This is a genomic window from Actinomadura chokoriensis, assembly GCF_039529475.1.
Taxonomy (GTDB): Bacteria; Actinomycetota; Actinomycetes; order Streptosporangiales; family Streptosporangiaceae; genus Spirillospora; species Spirillospora bangladeshensis.
The window spans coordinates 1-17,980 of sequence record NZ_BAAAMW010000038.1 but is presented as its reverse complement, the minus strand read 5'-3'; the positions used below and the strand labels follow the sequence as shown (position 1 = coordinate 17,980).

At 73.3% G+C, this 17,980-nt stretch carries 16 protein-coding genes and 1 pseudogene; 5 read left to right on the top strand and 12 right to left on the bottom strand.

The window, feature by feature from the left end; all coding sequences use genetic code 11:
• Window positions 1–37 precede the first annotated feature (37 nt).
• On the bottom strand, window positions 38–433 hold the full coding sequence (locus ABFX46_RS40580) for a hypothetical protein (RefSeq protein ID WP_346049491.1): 396 nt from the start codon (window positions 431–433) through the stop codon (window positions 38–40).
• Window positions 433–3,963: a DNA polymerase III subunit alpha gene (dnaE, locus tag ABFX46_RS40575; RefSeq protein ID WP_346049489.1), complete on the bottom strand. Its 3,531-nt coding sequence runs from the start codon at window positions 3,961–3,963 to the stop codon at window positions 433–435. The genes ABFX46_RS40580 and dnaE overlap by 1 nt, the downstream gene beginning before the upstream one ends.
• A 456-nt stretch (window positions 3,964–4,419) precedes the next feature.
• Between dnaE and ABFX46_RS40570 the strand changes: the two genes are divergently transcribed.
• Genes ABFX46_RS40570 through ABFX46_RS40560 form a run of 3 tightly spaced genes read left to right on the top strand, consistent with a single transcriptional unit; the run spans window position 4,420 to window position 5,752 of the window.
• Window positions 4,420–4,743: a chorismate mutase gene (locus ABFX46_RS40570; protein WP_346049487.1), complete on the top strand. Its 324-nt coding sequence runs from the start codon at window positions 4,420–4,422 to the stop codon at window positions 4,741–4,743.
• Window positions 4,740–5,444: an AzlC family ABC transporter permease gene (locus tag ABFX46_RS40565; RefSeq protein WP_346049485.1), complete on the top strand. Its 705-nt coding sequence runs from the start codon at window positions 4,740–4,742 to the stop codon at window positions 5,442–5,444. The genes ABFX46_RS40570 and ABFX46_RS40565 overlap by 4 nt, the downstream gene beginning before the upstream one ends.
• Entirely contained in the window at window positions 5,441–5,752 is a 312-nt protein-coding gene (locus tag ABFX46_RS40560) for an AzlD domain-containing protein (protein WP_346049483.1), read from the top strand. Before ABFX46_RS40565 ends, ABFX46_RS40560 begins: the two co-directional genes overlap by 4 nt.
• A gap of 3 nt (window positions 5,753–5,755) precedes the next feature.
• On the opposite strand, the gene ABFX46_RS40555 is transcribed toward ABFX46_RS40560, so the two are convergent.
• The 3 genes from ABFX46_RS40555 to ABFX46_RS40545 form a co-directional block, all read right to left on the bottom strand.
• Window positions 5,756–6,688, bottom strand: coding sequence for an RluA family pseudouridine synthase (locus ABFX46_RS40555; protein WP_346049481.1), 933 nt, complete (start codon window positions 6,686–6,688; stop codon window positions 5,756–5,758).
• The gene (lspA, locus tag ABFX46_RS40550) at window positions 6,688–7,323 is read right to left on the bottom strand and encodes a signal peptidase II (protein ID WP_346049479.1); all 636 of its coding nucleotides are present in this window, start codon (window positions 7,321–7,323) and stop codon (window positions 6,688–6,690) included. Before lspA ends, ABFX46_RS40555 begins: the two co-directional genes overlap by 1 nt.
• A gap of 68 nt (window positions 7,324–7,391) precedes the next feature.
• Entirely contained in the window at window positions 7,392–7,772 is a 381-nt protein-coding gene (locus ABFX46_RS40545) for a TraR/DksA family transcriptional regulator (protein ID WP_346049566.1), read from the bottom strand.
• 736 nt (window positions 7,773–8,508) lie between these two features.
• Between ABFX46_RS40545 and ileS the strand changes: the two genes are divergently transcribed.
• Window positions 8,509–11,682, top strand: coding sequence for an isoleucine--tRNA ligase (gene ileS / locus ABFX46_RS40540; RefSeq protein WP_346049477.1), 3,174 nt, complete (start codon window positions 8,509–8,511; stop codon window positions 11,680–11,682).
• A 110-nt stretch (window positions 11,683–11,792) separates the two neighbouring features.
• The gene (locus ABFX46_RS40535) at window positions 11,793–12,584 is read left to right on the top strand and encodes a DUF1707 SHOCT-like domain-containing protein (RefSeq protein WP_346049475.1); all 792 of its coding nucleotides are present in this window, start codon (window positions 11,793–11,795) and stop codon (window positions 12,582–12,584) included.
• A 70-nt stretch (window positions 12,585–12,654) separates the two neighbouring features.
• Here the strand turns inward: ABFX46_RS40535 and ABFX46_RS40530 are convergent, their stop codons facing one another.
• The 7 genes and pseudogenes from ABFX46_RS40530 to ABFX46_RS40500 all read right to left on the bottom strand — a co-directional run.
• On the bottom strand, window positions 12,655–14,115 hold the full coding sequence (locus tag ABFX46_RS40530; RefSeq protein ID WP_346049473.1) for a hypothetical protein: 1,461 nt from the start codon (window positions 14,113–14,115) through the stop codon (window positions 12,655–12,657).
• A gap of 153 nt (window positions 14,116–14,268) precedes the next feature.
• On the bottom strand, window positions 14,269–15,198 hold the full coding sequence (locus ABFX46_RS40525; protein WP_346049471.1) for a DivIVA domain-containing protein: 930 nt from the start codon (window positions 15,196–15,198) through the stop codon (window positions 14,269–14,271).
• A 57-nt stretch (window positions 15,199–15,255) separates the two neighbouring features.
• Window positions 15,256–15,552 carry a YggT family protein gene (locus ABFX46_RS40520; RefSeq protein WP_067631098.1) on the bottom strand — a complete coding sequence of 99 codons (297 nt, stop codon included), beginning with the start codon at window positions 15,550–15,552 and terminating at the stop codon, window positions 15,256–15,258.
• 18 nt (window positions 15,553–15,570) lie between these two features.
• Window positions 15,571–16,107, bottom strand: coding sequence for a cell division protein SepF (locus ABFX46_RS40515; RefSeq protein WP_131945285.1), 537 nt, complete (start codon window positions 16,105–16,107; stop codon window positions 15,571–15,573).
• A gap of 105 nt (window positions 16,108–16,212) precedes the next feature.
• Window positions 16,213–16,941 carry a YggS family pyridoxal phosphate-dependent enzyme gene (locus tag ABFX46_RS40510; protein ID WP_346049469.1) on the bottom strand — a complete coding sequence of 243 codons (729 nt, stop codon included), beginning with the start codon at window positions 16,939–16,941 and terminating at the stop codon, window positions 16,213–16,215.
• Entirely contained in the window at window positions 16,938–17,681 is a 744-nt protein-coding gene (gene pgeF / locus ABFX46_RS40505) for a peptidoglycan editing factor PgeF (protein ID WP_346049467.1), read from the bottom strand. Before pgeF ends, ABFX46_RS40510 begins: the two co-directional genes overlap by 4 nt.
• Window positions 17,678–17,980 (bottom strand): annotated as a pseudogene (locus ABFX46_RS40500) (cell division protein FtsZ); the annotation flags it as partial. The pseudogene ABFX46_RS40500 and the gene pgeF, both read right to left, overlap by 4 nt.

The window sequence follows — 17,980 nt, the reverse complement described above, 5'->3', positions numbered from 1 at the left end:
CCGCCGTTCCGGCCCGCGAGACCGCGGCCGGGTTCGGTCAGGGGGCCGTCCAGTGGATCTCGCCGTCCTCGACCGCGAAACGCGTCCTCGGGACCTCGGCGGCGTCGTACGGGGTCTCCCTGGACGGCGGCAGCGGCCTGGGCGTCCGGCGCTTGAGCGCCCGGTGGACGGCGCAGGGGCAGGCCGGGTCGAGCGGCGCCGGGCAGGAGGCGATCACCGCGCGGAAGGCGGCGGTGTCGGGGGCGTCCATCCGCCACCACCAGTACTTCTCGTGGTCGGCCGGGTTGCCCGTGTCCCAGTCGTCGTAGTCGTAGTACTCGACGACCGCGCCGCCGCAGGCGGCGCAGGCGGCGACCGAGTAGCGGGTCGCCTCCCCGTCCGCGAGGACGAGGAGGCGCGCGAGGGCCGGGGCCGCGCAGCAGCGGGCGGCCATCAGCCGAGGCAGGACGGGCCGAGGAGCTGCTTCAGGTCGCCCATCAGGGCCGGCGAGGGGGCCACGCGGAGCCGGTCGTCCAGCCGGACGACCGTGGTGCGCGGGCCGTTCTGGACGTGCAGGTGCACCTCCGCCGTGCCGGGGTGGGTGATCAGCACCTCCTTGAGGCGGGAGACCGTCGGCGGCGTGCAGCGGCCGAGCGGCATCGTCACCGAGAGCGGGCCGGTCGCGTCGGTGATCGTGAGGTCGGGCTGGGTGACCTCCATCGCGATGATCTTCGCGACGTCCTCGCGGCGGTCGAGCTTGCCCTTGACGATCAGGATCGCGTCCTCGGCCAGCAGCGTGGAGCACAGCTGGTAGGACGACGGGAAGCACAGCACCTCGATCGAGCCGGCGAGGTCCTCCAGCTGGAACATCGCCCACGAGTTGCCCTGCTTGGTGACCTTGCGCTGGAGGCCGGACAGCAGGCCGGCCACGACGACGATCTGGCCGTCCGGCCGCTCGCCCTCGTTCAGCGACGCGATCGTGCAGTCGGCCTCGCGCTCCAGGATGTGCTCGACGCCGAGCAGCGGGTGGTCGGAGACGTACAGGCCGAGCATCTCCCGCTCGAACGCCAGCAGGGTGGTCTTGTCCCACTCCTCGCCCTCGGGGATCGCGACGGTGAAGGCGTCCTCGCCGCCGTCGTCCTCCAGCGCGCCGAACAGGGAGTCCTGGCCGATGGCCTCCTTGCGCTTGAGGTCGATGACCGAGTCGATGGCCTGCTCGTGCACCATCAGCAGCGCCTTGCGCTGGTGGCCGAGCTCGTCGAACGCGCCCGCCTTGATCAGCGACTCCACGACCCGCTTGTTGCACACCTGCGGCGGGACCTTGTTGAGGAAGTCGTTGAAGTCGGTGTAGGCGCCCTTCTCCCTGCGGGCGGCGACGATCCCGTCCACGACGTTGTGGCCGACGTTGCGGACCGCCGACAGGCCGAACCGGATCTCGGTGTCGCCGAGCGGGGTGAAGTCGGCCTCGGACGTGTTGACGTCCGGCGGCAGGACCTTCAGGCCCATCCGGCGGCACTCCGACAGGTAGAGGGCGCTCTTGTCCTTGTCGTCGCCGACGGACGTCAGCAGCCCCGCCATGTACTCGGCCGGGTAGTTGGCCTTCAGGTAGGCCGTCCAGTAGGAGACGAGCCCGTACGCGGCGGAGTGCGCCTTGTTGAAGGCGTAGTCGGAGAACGGGACGAGGATGTCCCACAGCGTCTTCACGGCCTCCTTGGAGAAGCCGTTGTCGATCATGCCCTGCTCGAACCCGACGAACTGGGCGTCCAGCTCGGCCTTCTTCTTCTTGCCCATGACGCGGCGGAGCAGGTCCGCCTTGCCGAGCGTGTAGCCCGCCACCTTCTGCGCGATCGCCATGACCTGCTCCTGGTAGACGATCAGGCCGTAGGTCGTGTCGAGGATCTCCTTGAGCGGCTCGGCCAGCTCCGGGTGGATCGGGGTGATCTCCTGCTGGCCGTTCTTGCGGAGCGCGTAGTTGGTGTGGGAGTTCGCGCCCATCGGGCCCGGCCGGTACAGGGCGCCGACGGCGGAGATGTCCTCGAAGTTGTCGGGCTTCATCAGCCGCAGCAGCGAGCGCATCGGGCCGCCGTCGAACTGGAACACCCCGAGGGTGTCGCCGCGCGCGAGCAGGTCGTAGGTCTTCTGGTCGTCCAGCGGGAGGCCGAGCAGGTCGACGTCGACGCCCTTGTTCTTCTTGATGCCCTTGAGCGCGTCGTCGATGATCGTCAGGTTCCGCAGGCCGAGGAAGTCCATCTTCAGCAGGCCGAGCGTCTCGCAGGTCGGGTAGTCGAACTGCGTGATGATCGCGCCGTCGGCGTCCCGGCGCATGATCGGCACATGGTCGGTGATCGTCTCACCGGACATGATGATCCCGGCGGCGTGCACGCCGGTCTGGCGGATCAGCCCCTCCAGGCCCTGCGCCAGGTCCATGATCTGCTTGACGTCGGTCTCTTCCTCGTACAGCTTGCGCAGCTCGCCCGCCTCGCCGTAGCGGGGGTGCTTGTCGTCGAAGATGCCCGAGAGCGGGATGTCCTTGCCCATGACGGCGGGCGGGAACGCCTTGGAGATGCGGTCGCCGAGCGCGTACGGGAAGCCGAGGACGCGGCCCGCGTCCTTGATCGCGGCCTTCGCCTTGATGGTGCCGAACGTGGCGATGAAGGAGACCTTGTCGGCGCCCCACTTCTCCGTCGTGTACTTGATGACCTCGGCGCGCCGGTCTTCAGGGAAGTCGATGTCGATGTCGGGCATGGACGCGCGCTCGGGGTTCAGGAACCGCTCGAAGATCAGCCCGTGCGGGATCGGGTCGAGGTCGGTGATGCCCATCGCGTAGGCGATCAGCGAGCCCGCCGCGGACCCCCGCCCCGGCCCGACCAGGATGCCGTTCTCCTTGGCCCACATGATGAAGTCGGCGACGACGAGGAAGTAGGACGGGTACCCCTTGCCGAGGATGACGTCCATCTCGTACTCGGCCTGCTCCTTGTAGCCCTCGGGGAGGCCGTCCGGGAAGCGGCGCTCCAGGCCCTTCCACACCTCCTTGCGGAACCAGCTCTCCTCCGTCTCGCCCTCGGGGACGGGGAAGCGGGGGCTGAGGTCCTGGTACTCGAACATGCCCTCCGGGTCGACCTTCTCCGCGACGAGGAGGGTGTTCCGGCAGCCTTCGAGCCAGATGTCGGACGTGTCGATGCCGCGCATCTCGTCCGCCGTCTTGAGGTAGTAGCCGGACCCGTCGAAGCGGAACCGGTCGGGGTCGGCGAGCTGCTTGCCCACCTGGACGCACAGCAGCGCGTCGTGCGCGGTGGCCTCCGACTCGTGCGTGTAGTGCGAGTCGTTCGTGACGACCGGCGGGATGTTCAGCTTCTTGCTGATCTCGATGAGGCCGTCGCGGACGCGGCGCTCGATCTCCAGCCCGTGGTCCATCAGCTCGAGGAAGTAGTTGTCCTTGCCGAGGATGTCCTGGAAGGTGGCGGCGGCCTTCAGCGCCTCGTCGAACTGGCCGAGCCGCAGCCGCGTCTGGATCTTGCCGGACGGGCAGCCCGTGGTGCCCATCACGCCGTCGGCGTGCTCGGCGAGCAGCTCCTCGTCCATGCGCGCGTACTTGAACACGAAGCCCTCGGTGTACGCGCGGCTCGACAGCTTGAACATGTTGTGCAGGCCGGTCCTGTTCCGCGCCCACAGCGTCATGTGGTTGATCAGCCCGCCGCCGGAGACGTCGTCGCGCTTCTGGCTCGGCTCGCCCCACTGGACCTTCTTCTTGTGGTACCGCGACTCCGGCGCCATGTACGCCTCGATGCCGATGATCGGGGTGACCCCGGCCGCGGTCGCCTTCTTGTGGAAGTCGTAGGCGCCGTGCATGTTGCCGTGGTCGGTCATGGCGATCGCCGGCATCTTCTGCCGCTCCACCTCTTCGAACATCTGCTTCAGCCGGGCGGCTCCGTCGAGCATGGAGTACTCGGTGTGGACGTGCAGATGTACGAAAGAGTCGGCCATTGCGCGCTGCGCCTCCTGCTCGTCGCATGCGACCGCCCACGTGCCTGGCCGGCACGTGGTGGCGTTATCGGTCCCGGGGGAAGATCGCCATCCCGGCGGGACGCCGGGATGGCGCGGTCCTGAGAGCCTAACCCTCCCCGGCCGCCCTCCGCGCCCCGACGCGCCCGATCACTGCGGCACCCCGGCACGCGTCTCAGCACCTGGGACGCACTGTCCGGAGTTTGGCCGACGCGGGCGCGGCGCGTACCATCTGGCCCGTGGAACGTCGCCATTTCAGGTTTACGCGGCCGGCTCCGGGCGAGCCGGTCGCCGCCGCGACCTGAGCGACGACCCCGGAGCCGGCCGAGGCGGAGCCCCATCGGGCTTCGCCTTTCGCATCGACGTCCATCGACCGGCGCGGCCCGGGCACCGAACCGACCCTGCGCGGCCCGCCGAGGCACGAGAGGGAAATCCGCCATGCACGACCAGGTGATCGACTCCGCCGAGCTGCGCGTCGCGCTGCCGGACGCCGCCGCCGTCACCGGCCTCGGCGAGGCCAGGGCCGCGATCGACGGGCTCGACGCCGCCCTCGCGGTCCTGCTGGAGCACCGCGCCGCCCTGGCCGCCGCCGTCCAGCGGCTCAAGCCGGTCGGCGGCTTCGCCGGCCGCGACCCCCGCCGCGAGCGGGAGATCGTCGAGGCCATGGCCGTGCACGCCCCGTCCCTCGGGCCGGACCGGCTCGCCCCCGTCGTGAACGCGATCATCGAGGCGGGGCTGGACGCGGCCGAAGCGGACCGATGAGCACGCTGGAGGCGGCCGAGGCCACCGGGCCGGACGAGGGCGCGCGGGCGTCGGCCGTGCGGGCCGGGCTGAGCGTGGGCGTCGCCGTGGGGATCTCCGGGCTCGCGTTCGGGGCCGCGGCGGTCACCGCGGGCCTCAGCGTCGCGCAGGCGTGCGTGCTGAGCCTGCTGGCGTTCACCGGCGCGTCCCAGTTCGCGCTGGCGGGCGTCATCGGCGGGGGCGGCGGCCTGGTCGCCGGCTCGCTCGGCGCGGTCCTGCTCGGCGGACGCAACGCGCTCTACGGGATGCGGCTCGCCCGGACGCTCGGCGTGCGCGGGTGGCGCCGGTTCGCCACCGCGCAGGTCGTCATCGACGAGACCGCCGCCGTCGCGACCGCGCAGCCGACCCCGGCGGCGGCCCGCGCCGGGTTCTACACCACCGCGATCAGCCTCTACCTGGCCTGGAACGCGACAACGCTGCTCGGCGCGGCCGGCACGGCCCGGCTGGGCGACCCCGACGCCATCGGCCTGGACGTCCTCGGCCCGGCCGCCTTCCTGGCCCTGCTCTGGCCGCGCCTGACCGGCGGCGGGGGCGCGGTGCGGGTCGCGGTGGCGGCGGCCGTGATCGCGGTCGCGGCGACGCCGCTGCTGCCGCCCGGCGTCCCGGTCATGCTGGCCGCCGTCGCCGCGCTGCCCGCCCTGCTCCGGAGGGAGGCGCGATGAGCGTGTGGATCGCGGTGATCGCGACCGGGCTCGGCTGCTACGCGCTCAAGCTCGGCGGGCTCGTCACCCCGCAGCGCGTCCTGGACGACCCGCGGGTGCGCCGGTTCACCGAGCTGGTGCCGGTCGCGCTGCTGACCGCGCTGATCGCCGTCCAGGCGCTCGCCGACGGGACGTCCCTGGACGTCGACCCGGCGCGGCTCGCGGGCCTCGGCGCGGCCGTCGCCGCGCTCGTGCTGCGCGCCCCGTTCCTCGTCGTGCTGATCGCCGCCGCCGGCGTCACCGCCGGGCTGCGGCTGCTCGGCCTGTAGCGGTCAGGACTCCGCCTCGACGATCTCCAGGGCGCGGGCCAGGTCGTCCGGGTAGGGGCTCTGGAACTCGACCCACTCGCCCTTGGTGGGGTGCTCGAACCCCAGCCGCACGGCGTGCAGCCACTGCCGCTTCAGGCCGAGGCGGGCCGCGAGCGTCGGGTCGGCGCCGTAGGCCATGTCCCCCGCGCACGGGTGCCGGATCGCGGACATGTGCACCCGGATCTGGTGGGTGCGCCCCGTCTCCAGGTCGATGTCGAGCAGCGTCGCGGCCCGGAACGCCTCCACCGTGTCGTAGTGCGTGACCGACGGCTTGCCGCCCGCCACGACCGCGAACCGCCCGTCGCCGGACGGGTGCCGGTCGATCGGCGCGTCGACCGTCCCGCGGAACGGGTCCGGATGGCCCTGCACCAGCGCCTGGTAGCGCTTGTCGATGCGGCGCTCCTTGAACGCGCGCTTGAGCCGCGAGTACGCGACCTCGCTCTTCGCCACGACCATCGCGCCGGTGGTGTTGGCGTCCAGCCGGTGGACGATGCCCTGCCGCTCGGACGCGCCGCTCGTCGCGATCGTGTGCCCGGCGCCGAGCAGCCCGCCGAGGACGGTCGGGCCCGTCCAGCCGGTGGTGGGGTGGGCGGCGACGCCCGTCGGCTTGTTCACCACGACGATGTCGTCGTCCTCGAACAGGATGCCCATCCCTGGGACGGGCTCGGCGACCGGCGCGGGCGGCGCCGGCGGCGGCGGGAGCGTGACCTCCAGCCAGGCCCCGGCGCGCAGCCGCTCGGACTTGGTCGCCACCTCCGCGCCGTCCAGCAGGACGTCGCCCGCCGCGATGATCTCGGCGGCGCTGCCCCGGGACAGCCCGAACAGCCGGGCCAGCGCGGCGTCGACCCGCTCGCCCTCCAGCCCGTCCGGCACGGGCAGGCTCCGCACGTCGCCCATCAGGACCGCTTCTCTTCGGGAGCCGTCTCCGGCTCCCCGGCCGGGGGCTCCGCAGCCGGGGACTCCGCGGCCGGGGGCTCCGCGGCGGACTCCGGCCCGGGGGCGGGCTCCCGCCCGGGTCCGGGTTCGGGTTCGGCCGCGGGCTCCGGCTTCGGGGGGTCGTCGTCGGCGTCGGAGATGCGGGTCCCGTCGACCTGCAGGCCGCGCGCCGCCAGCAGCACGGCGAGGACGCCGCCGCACACGATCGCCGAGTCGGCCAGGTTGAACACCGGCCAGTGCGGCAGCTGGATCCAGTCGACGACGTGGCCCTTCAGCGGGGCGGGGGCGCGCACCAGCCGGTCGGTGAGGTTGCCGAGCGCGCCGCCGAGCAGCAGCCCGAGGCACACCGCCCACGGGAGGCTCCGCAGGTTGCGGGCGGTCCGCAGGATGGCCACCACCACGCCGCAGGCGATCAGGGTGAACACGACCGTGTAGCCGGTGCCGATCGAGAAGGCGGCCCCGCTGTTGCGGGTCTCCAGCAGCGTCAGCAGCCCGCCGAGCAGCCGGATCGGCTCCCGGTCCTGCAGCGTCGCCACCACGATGATCTTGGACACGATGTCGGCGACCAGCGCGGCCAGGGCCACGGCGACCAGCACGCCGACGCGGCGCGGCCGAGGAGATCCCGTGGATTCCCCGGCCCCGCCCTCTGGGTTCGTTGAGTCGCTCAGCGACGTTCCTCGCGTTGTTTGCATGTCACACACAGGGTCGCACGCGGAAAGACCTGGAGGCGCGCCTTGCCGATCGGCCTGGCGCAGGACTCGCAGGTCCCGTACGTGCCGGCGTCCATCCGCTGGACGGCCCGCTCGATCTGGGCGAGCAGGTCCTGTGAATTGTAGGACAGTGCGAGCTCGTGCTCGCGCTCGTAGGTCTTGGCGCCCGCGTCGGCCTGGTCGTCGCCGGCCCCGTCGCTGCCGTCGCCCTCGGCGATCTGGCTCGCGGACGCGGCGATCTCGGCGCGCAGGGCCTCGCCCTGCTCCTGCAGCCCGGCCCGCACCTCGGCGAGCTCGTCGGCCGTCCAGCGGTGCTCGCCCTCGCGCACCGGCAGCTCCGCCGCCTTGGCCGCGCCGGCCGCCGGGGAGCGGCCCGGGGCCTCGGCCCGGCCCTCCGCCGGCTTCGCCGCCGATCCGGCGGGCTTGCGCGCGCCCTTCTTCGCGGCGGGTGCCTTGCCCCGGGTCTTGCGGCCCGCCGCGGGCCGCTCCCCGGCGGCCGGTTTCCCGGCGGGCGGTTTCTGTGCGGGCAGCGTGCCCTTCGTCGCGCCGGCCATGTCGGCCTCCCTCGCGCTGATCGCCTCGACGGGCAGTGCGGGCAGCATAAGTCCCCTTTCTCGGGCGCGGTAAACAACCTGGGCCGTGGTACCGACCGCTTATGCCCGCCCGCCGATCGCCTGGAAACCCTGTTCCGGCGCACGGAATCGCAAAGGAACGGCACGCCGCCCGCCGGGCCGGGCGGCCGCCCGAAACGGGGAAGAGCCGGGCCCGCGCGTGCGTTAGAGTTCAGCGAGTAGTCGTACGGCAGGCCCTGACGGGGACACCTGCCGCCGAACGCGGCCATGAGCGACCCGGGGACGGTGCGAGCCCGGGGGCGAGCCCGGCGGTCTGATCACCCCCGAGCCGCCGGAAGAACCGCCCCCGGACCCGGTCCGCGGGCGCAGTAGACCCGGCAGCCGAGACTCGAACGAAGCGGGCCGTGCCGTGCGGGCGCGGTCAAGGAGGGTGGTACCGCGGGGCGCGCGCCTCGTCCCTCCGGTCAACGTGGTCACGTCGATCCGGAGGTCCGCCATCGTGAGCCGAGCGTTTCGGCCGCTGCCCGCGCAGGTCGATCTGCCCGCCCTGGAGCGGGACATGCTGCGCCGCTGGCAGGAGAACAAGGTCTTCGAGCGGTCGCTGGAGCGCACCGCGTCCGGCGAGCCCTGGGTGTTCTACGAGGGCCCGCCCACCGCCAACGGGATGCCGGGCGTCCACCACGTCGAGGCCCGCGTGTTCAAGGACGTCTTCCCCCGCTTCAAGACCATGAAAGGGCACCACGTCCCCCGCAAGGCCGGCTGGGACTGCCACGGGCTGCCCGTCGAGGTCGCCGTGGAGAAGGAGCTCGGCCTCACCGGCAAGAAGGACATCGAGGAGTACGGCGTCGCGGAGTTCAACGCCCGCTGCCGCGAGTCGGTCCTGCGCCACGTGGACGCGTTCGAAGAGATGACCGAGCGCATGGGGTACTGGGTCAACACCGACCAGGCGTACCGGACGATGGACCCCGAGTACGTCGAGGCCGTCTGGTGGTCGCTGAAGCAGGTGTTCGGCAAGGGCCTGCTGTTCCGCGACTTCCGCATCACCCCCTACTGCCCGCGCTGCGGGACGGGCCTGTCCGACCACGAGCTGGGCCAGCCCGGCGGGTACGAGACGGTGTCCAGCCCGTCGGTGTACGTGCGGATGCCCGCCACGTCCGGCCCGCTGGCCGAGATGGGCGCCTCGCTGCTCATCTGGACCACGACCCCGTGGACGCTGGTGTCCAACACCGCCGTGGCCGTCCACCCCGACGTCACCTACGTCGCGGCCCGCCCGGCGGGCTCGGACGAGGTCCTCGTCGTGGCCGAGCCCCTCGTCGACCAGGTGCTCGGCGAGGGCGCCGAGCGGCTCGCCTCCTTCCAGGGGACCGAGCTGGAGCGGACGACCTACAAGCGGCCCTTCGACCTGGTCGACATCCCCGACGCGCACTACGTGGTGCTCGGCGACTACGTCACCGTCGAGGACGGCACCGGGCTCGTCCACCAGGCGCCCGCGTTCGGCGGCGACGACATGACCGTCTGCAAGCGGTACGGGATGCCCATCGTCAACCCGATCGGGCCGGACGGGCGCTTCCTGCGCGAGGTGCCCCTGGTCGGCAACAAGTTCTTCAAGGACGCCGACGAGCCCCTCACCGAGGACCTGCGCGCGCGCGGGCTGCTGTTCCGCGGCGGGCACTTCGACCACAGCTACCCGCACTGCTGGCGCTGCCACACGCCGCTGCTCTACTACGCGCTCCCCGCCTGGTACATCCGGACCACGCAGATCAAGGACCGGCTGCTGGAGGAGAACGAGAAGACCAACTGGTACCCCGAGACGGTCAAGCACGGCCGGTACGGGGAGTGGCTGCGCAACAACGTCGACTGGTCGCTGTCGCGCAGCCGCTACTGGGGCACTCCCCTCCCGCTGTGGGTCTGCGGCGACGACGAGGACCACGTCACCTGCGTCGGGTCGCTCAAGGAGCTGGGCGAGCTGGCCGGGCGCGACCTGTCCGCGCTCGACCCGCACCGGCCGTACGTGGACGACGTGACGTTCGCGTGCCCGCAGTGCGGGACGGAGGCCCGCCGCGTCCCCGACGTCATCGACGCCTGGTACGACTCCGGGTCGATGCCGTTCGCGCAGTGGGGCGCCCCCTACCGCAACAACGACGTCTTCGAGAGCGCCTACCCGGCCCAGTACATCTGCGAGGCCCAGGACCAGACCCGCGGCTGGTTCTACTCGCTCATGGCCGTCGGGACGCTCGTGTTCGACCGGTCGTCCTACGAGAACGTCGTGTGCCTCGGCCTGATCCTCGCCGAGGACGGACGCAAGATGAGCAAGCACCTCGGCAACGTGCTGCGGCCCATCCCGCTGATGGACGAGCACGGCGCCGACGCGGTGCGCTGGTTCATGGCCGCGAGCGGGCTGCCGTGGGCGTCCCGCCGCGTCGGGCACGGCGCGCTGGAGGAGATCGTCCGCAAGGTCCTCCTCACCTACTGGAACACCGCCTCGTTCTTCGTCCTGTACGCCAACGCGGCCGAGTCGCAGGGGCGCGCCTGGACGCCGGACCGGCTGGCGGAGGCCCCCGCCCCCGCCGACCGGCCGCTGCTGGACCGCTGGGCGCTCGCCGAGCTGCACCGCACCGTCCGCGAGGTCGACGCGGCGCTGGAGGAGTTCGACACCGCCCGCGCGGGCCGGCGCCTCTCGCAGTTCGTGGACGACCTGTCGAACTGGTACGTGCGGCGGTCCCGGCGGCGCTTCTGGGAGGGCCCGGAGACCGCGGAGGGCGCGGCGGCGTTCGCGACGCTGTACGAGTGCCTGGAGACCCTCACCCGGCTGATGGCGCCGATCGTCCCGTTCATCACCGACCACGTCTGGGACGTCATCCGCCCCGAGGACGGCCCCGAGTCGGTGCACCTGGCCGACTGGCCGGCCGTCGACGAGGGCCTCCTCGACGAGGCCCTGACCGCGCAGATGGCGCTCGTGCGGCGGCTGGTCGAGCTCGGGCGCTCCGCGCGGGCCGCGAGCGGCGTCCGGACCCGGCAGCCGCTCGGCCGCGCCCTCGTCGGCGCCCCCGGCTGGTCCGCGCTGCCCGCGCAGCTGCGGGCGCAGATCTCCGAGGAGCTGAACGTCCAGGCGTTCGAGGAGCTGTCCTCGATCGGCGGCGACCTCGTCGAGTACGAGGTCAAGCCGAACTTCCGGGAGCTGGGCAAGCGGTACGCCAAGGACACCCCGAAGGTCGCGAAGGCGATCACCTCCGCCGACGCCGCGGACCTCGTGCGGGCGGTCCGCGCGGGCACGGCCGAGGTGGAGGCCGCCGACCTCGGCACGGTGCCCCTGACCGCGGACGACGTGATCGTCACCGAGCGGCCGCGCAGCGGCTGGGCGGTGGAGAGCGCCGCCGGCGAGACCGTCGCGCTCGACCTCGCGGTCACGCCCGAGCTGCGCCGCGCGGGGCTGGTGCGGGAGGCCGTCCGGCTCGTCCAGGAGGCCCGCAAGGCCGCCGGGCTGGAGGTCACCGACCGCATCGAGCTGTGGTGGGAGGCGACCGGCACCGACCTGGCGGAGGCGCTGCGCGCCCACACCGCCGAGGTGGCCGCCGAAGTCCTCGCGACCGCGGTGAGCGAGGGGCGCCCCGCCGGCGTCCCCGCGACCCGCGACGAGGACCTGGGGCTCACCTACTACCTCCGCAAGAGCTGAGCCCGTCGGGGCTCGAACGCCTCCGCCGCGCCCGGCCGGATCCGGGCGCGGCGGAGAACTTTTCCGTAACGGGGTTCATCGCGACACATCTCGTTTGAGATGATGGTCCGGTGAGTCTTCCCGAGCAGCCTTCCGGCTCCGAACCTCCCGCCCCGCCGTCACCCGCGAGCATGCGCGCGTCGGACGCCGACCGCGACGAGGTGGCCGACCGCCTGCGCGAGGCGCTGGCGGAAGGGCGCATCACGCCGGAGGAGCACGCCGAGCGCATCGACGCCGTCTACAAGGCCAAGACGTACGCCGACCTTGAGCCCGTCCTCAGCGACCTGCCGTCGGAGCAGGCGCCGCAGCCCCAGGTGAACCTCCGCAAGGAACCCGCCCTGGCACCGCCCCCCGCCCAGTCCCCCCATCTCGTGGCGATCTTCGCGGGGGCGCAGCGGAAGGGGCGCTGGCTGGCCGAGCCGACCACCAACGTCTCCTGCGTGTTCGGCGGCGTGGAGCTCGACTTCCGGCAGGCGGTCCTCAGCCAGAACGAGGTGACCGTCAACATCACCTGCGTGTTCGGCGGCGTGGACATCACCGTCCCGCCGGGCGTCCGCGTCACCGGGGCGCCCACCGCGATCTTCGGCGGGAACGACCTGCCGGAGGACGACACCGTCGACCCGGACGCGCCCGTCATCCGGCTCACCGGGATGGTGCTGTTCGGCGGCGTCTCGGTGAGCCGCCGCGCGGCCGGCGAGAAGGACCGCCGCGGCCGGCACCGGGACGTCCACGAGCTGCACCGCGAGCACCACCGGGAGATCCGCGAGATGCACCGCGAGCGGCACGAGGAGCTCAGGCGGCACCGCGACGAGCGCCGGGAGCGGCTGCGGGAACTGCGCGACGAGCGGCGCCGCCACCGCTGACCCGCCCCTGGACGGCCCTCAGTCGCGGGCGCGCCGCCTGCCGTCCACGACGGTCTACGGGTCGGGGCGGTCAGTCGCGGGCGCGCTCGCGGTCGGGCTGGCACACCAGGCAGGCCGTGCAGCCCCGGGACTTCGCCTCCGCGCGGGACAGCGACTCCAGGTCGTCGGCCTCGTCGCCGATGTCCTCGATGAGGGCGCAGTCGACGCGGTGGTAGCGCTTGGTGCCGCTCAGGATGCGCACCTGCGGGCCGTCACCGGCCGGCTCGGCGGCGGGCTCGGCGCGGTCCGCGGAGCCTTCGGCGGACGGCTCCGGCTCCCGCTCGGGCTCCGCGACCGGCTCCGGCTCCGGCTCGGCCGCGAGAGGGCCGGCCTCGCCGGCCTCGCGGGCGTCGGCGGCGTCCTCCCGGGCGGCGTCGTCATCGGCGTCGTCATCGGCCGTGTCGAAGGCGTGGCGCGGCTTCGGGGCCGCCGCCTCCGCGCCGGCGTACGCGGCGCCGGCGTACGACGCCGGCCCCAGGTCGACCGTGACGTCCGGTGCGGCGGATTCGGGCTCAGCGGGCCTCTCCCAGGCGGAGCGGGCCTCCGGCTCCCGATCCCGGGTCTCGGGCTCATCGGCCGCCTCCGGCGCGCTGGGCGCCTCCGCGGCCGTCTTGCCGAACAGCCCCGCGACGGGCATGTCGGTGAGCGTCGGCCCGGCCGGGTCAGCGGCGGGCGGTTCCGGCGCCGCGGGCTCGTCCGCCCGCGGGATCTCGGCCGTCCGCTCGAACGCGCCCTTCCGGTCGGAGGACCCGGGCTTGTCGAACGAGGCGGGCCGGTCGAACGACCCGGGCGTGTCGAAGGAGGTGGGCGCCGCGTGCGGCGCGGGCGCCGGCTCGGCCCGACCCGCCGGGCCGCTCTCGGAGCGCTCCAGGCCGGGCTCGCGGCTCGCGGCTCCCGCCGTGGCCTTGCCGGGGCTCGAGGAGGCGGGCACCGAGGCCGCGGCGCGCGCCGCCAGTGCGGTGTCGGGCATGCAGGCGGTGCAGGGGCTGAACCCCTCCTCCTTGGCCTCGGCGTACGTCAGTTCCTCGGCGTCGCGCCCGGCGAGCTGCCGGCACGTGTCGAGGTGGTAGCGCTTGCGGCCGCGGACGACGAACACCATCGCGTCGTCCGGGACGTCGGCGGGCGGAGCGGGCATCTCCAGCACGTCGTCGTCCTGGTCGGCGGCCGGGGCGGGTGGCGCCGGGACGCCGGCGGCGGCCGGGGCGCCCTTGGCCGGCGCCGGAGGCGCGGCCTTCTTGCGCTTGTCCTTCTTGGACCTCTTGCTCGCGCGGACGGGCGCGGCCGAGGCGCCGGAGCCCCACAGCTCCTTGCGCCGCAGGAACACCCCGATGGCCAGGCACAGTGCGGAGATGATGCTGACCGCGATCGATATGTAGATCACCACCAGCGCGTCCAGGCCGAAGACCTGGGCGCTGTCTCCGTTGCCGGCGACGATTCCCGCTACCAGCAGGGCGATCGCCACCACCACGAGAACGCCACTCAGGATGATCACAGGGTCTCTCCCACTCGTTCGGACCGCTCGGCTCCGGACCCGCGCGAAGGGCCCGGTGGCCGCCCCGCACGACCCCCCGGCATCACCGGGGTGGCGCCGCTGCCACGCCCGGCGCGGGGGTAGGGGACGACACTATCGCCTGCGGCGCCCGCGTCAGCGCCTGTCGTGCGGCGGGTTGTCGCCGCCCGCGTGGAACGCGCCGGTCGCCGAGTGCTGGACCTGCTGGCCGTGCTCGGCGGGCGGCGGGAACTGCCCGGGCGCGGGGGACGGTCCGCCGGCGGCGCCGTTGCGGTTCTCCGCGTGCGGCAGGCTGCTCTGCGGGCCGGTCTGCGGCCCCTGCGGCGCGTTCTGCGACTGGACGGGCGCCGCGCCCGGGACGGCGGCGAACGCGCCGGTCTCGGTGCTGCCCGCCTCCAGGTCGCGGAGCTGCCCCTCCAGGTACACCTTCAGGCGGCTGCGGTACTCGCGCTCGAAGGCGCGCAGGTTGTCGACCTCGCGCTCGAGCTCCTCGCGCTGCTGCACGAGCGAGCCCATGACCTGGCGGTGCCGCTCCTGGGCGTCGCGGTCGAGGGCCTCGGCGCGCGAGCGGGCCTCGCTGACGATCTGGTCGGCCTGCCGGCGGGCCTTGCCGAGGATCTCCTCGGCCTCCCGGCGGGCGCGGCCGAGCGTCTCGTCGGCCTCCCGGCGCGCGTCGGCGATCGCCTGGTCGGCGGTCTGCTGCGCGAGCGCGAGCACGCGGGCCGCGGTGTCCATGTTGTCCTCGCCGGAGGGCGCGGGCGCCATGCCGAGGCCGCCGAGGGGGGCGGGCTCCGGCTCGGGCTGCGGCTGCGGCTCGGGACGGGGAGGCTCGGGGATCTTCTGCACGTCCGGCTTCGGCTCCACGATGGGAGCGGCCATGGCGGGAACCTTGCCGCGCAGGCATTCGGCCAGCTTGGCCCGCAGCTCCTCGTTCTCCTGGATGAGGCGGTCGAGCTCGGCCTCGACCTCGTCGAGGAAGGCGTCCACCTCCTCCTCGTCGTACCCCGGCCTCAGCCTGGTGGTACTGAACTGCTTGTTCCGCACGTCGGCGGGTGTCAGCGGCATGTTCTCGTCTCCTTGGCGCGCTTGGAGTCTGTCCCTGAAGGACGGTATCCGATCGGTCTAGGGACCGCCGAATATGGAGCCAATGACCATGATCAGGATCCAGACCACAAGGATGAGCACGGTGAAGCTGAGGTCCAGGGCAACGTTACCCAGCCGGACCGGCGGGATGAAACGCCTCAGCAGTTTCAGTGGCGGATCGGTGACGGTGTAGGTCGCCTCGGCGATCACCAGCACCACCCCGGACGGCTTCCATTGGCGGGCGAACGACTGCAGGACCTCCAGCACCAGCCTCCCGATCAGGAAGAGGAGGAAGAAGTACAGGAGGTACGTCAGTACCTGTCCAGCGATGTTCACGGATACTCTCTGCGACTCTCAGCTCTGGTTGAAGAACCCACGTTCCGCCATCCGGGCCTTGTCCTCCGCCGTCACCTCCACGTTGGCGGGCGACAGCAGGAACACCTTGTTCGTAACACGCTCGATGCTCCCGTGCAGGCCGAACACGAGACCCGCCGCGAAGTCGACCAGCCGCTTGGCATCGCTGTCGACCATCTCGGTCAGATTCATGATCACCGGTGTGCCCTCCCTGAAGTGCTCCCCGATGGTCCGTGCCTCGTTGTAGGTCCTTGGATGCAGAGTAGTGATACGAGCGAGGTCGGTGGTACCGGACTCGTAGAGCGCCACGGAGCGTCGCTCTATGGTCGACGTGGAGTGATGGTCGCGATCGCGGTCCGCGGTCTCTTCCGCTCGGGTAAGCTGACCGCCGGATTCGTCCTCGCGACGACGGCTCTGACCGGGGTCGGTCTCGTCGTCGTAGACCTCGTACTCGTCGTAGTCGCCGTACTTGTCGTCGTAACGGTCGTCCTCCACAAGGCCGAGGTAGACCGCCATCTTGCGCATCGCGCTGGCCATACGCCCCTCCGTGTCCTGTGGTGGCGGCTCCGGGCGCGTCCGGTGCCGCCGGTGGACTGGTCCGACGTGGCGACCCGCGTTCCGGCAGGTACCACTGGGGGGACATTACCTGACGATTGCCCGTCGGCCGCCGAGCAACGCCGTACCGACCCGCAGGTGTGTCGCGCCGCACGCGATCGCCTGTTCCAAGTCGCCGCTCATACCCGCACTGACGATCCGGGCGCCCGGATGGTTCCTTCGCATCTCCTCCGCCACCCCCGCGAGCCGGGTGAAGGCGGGCATCGGGTCGGCGCCGAGCGGCGCGACGGCCATCACGCCGCCGAGCTCCAGGCCGGGGGCCGCCGCGATCGCGGCGGCCACCTCCGGCACCGCTCCGGGCGCCGCGCCGCCCCGGCCCCCGGCCGGGCCGTCGTCCAGCGACACCTGGACGAGGCAGCGCAGCGTGCGGCCGGCGCGGACGGCGGCGTCCGACAGGGCGGTGACCAGCCTGGGCCGGTCCACCGAGTGCACAACGTCGGCGTAGCCGGCCACGGCGCGCGCCTTGTTGGTCTGCAGCCTGCCGACGAAGTGCCAGGTCAGCGGGAGGCCGGCGCATTCGGCGGCCTTGGGGCGGGCCTCCTGGTCGCGGTTCTCGCCGACGTCGGCGAGGCCGAGTCCGGCCAGCAGCCGCACATCGGAGGCGGGGAAGGTCTTGGTCACCGCGATGAGGGTGATCTCGCTCGCGTCCCGGCCGGCGGCGGCGCAGGCGGCGGCGATGCGGGCGCGCACGGCGGCGAGGCCCTCGGCCAGCTCCGCGCGGCGCTCCGCCGGGGTGAGCCCGCTCTCCTCGGTCACGCGCCGTCCTCCGACGCGTCGCCCTTGAGCCAGACATATCCGGCGAAGCGGCCGGTGCGGCCCTCGCGGCGGTAGGAGAAGAGGCCCGGGTCCTCGATGGTGCAGCGCGGGTCGACGGCGGCGGCCGCCACCCCGGCGGACGCGAGCTGCTCGGCGACGCCGGCGCGGATGTCGAGGCCGGGGGTGCCCCGGGAGGTCGTGGAGTACGCGGCGGGGACGACGGCGGCGACCTCGTCCCGCATCTCGGCGGGCACCTCGTAGCAGCGGCCGCACGCGGCGGGGCCGATCGCGGCGGTCGTCCGCGCGGGGTCGGCGCCCCGCTCGCACATCGCCTTCACCAGCGCCGGGACGACCCCGGCGGCCGTGCCGGGACGGCCGGAGTGGGCGGCGCCGACGACACCGGCGACGGGATCGGCCAGCAGCACGGGCGCGCAGTCGGCGACGAGGACGGCGAGGACGAGGCCGGGGACGGTCGTGACGACGGCGTCGACGGGGCCGGGGGTCTCGGGGGCGGTGACGAACGCGACGTCCGCGCCGTGCACCTGCCGCATGAACACGGTGCGGCCGGGGTCGACGCCGAGCGCCTCGGCGGCGCGCCGGCGGTTGCCGAGCACGGCGGCGGGGTCGTCGCCGACCGCGCCGCCCAGGTTCAGGGAGTCGTAGGGGGGCCTGCTCACGCCGCCGGCGCGGCCGGTGAAGGCGGCGCCGACGCCGTCGCCCAGGGCGACGGTGGTGATCACTTCAGGAAGTCGGGGACGTCGAGGTCGTCGTCCTCGTCGAACACCACGGGGCGGCGGCGCTGCCCGGAGGAGGCGGGGCCGCCGTCGCTCTCGCCCGCGTGCACGCGGGTCGAGCCCTGCTCGGTGGGCTGCCGCGGCGCGGGCGCGCGGGTGCGGGCGGACGCGCCGCCGTCCCGCTCCCCCGGCGGGCCCGCCGAGGCGTGCTCGGGCCGGGCCTGCTCGTCGCGGCCGGCCGCCCGGTCGTCGTGGCCCGGCGCGCGGTCGCCCTCGGCGCGCGGTCGCCCTCGGCGCGCCACCGC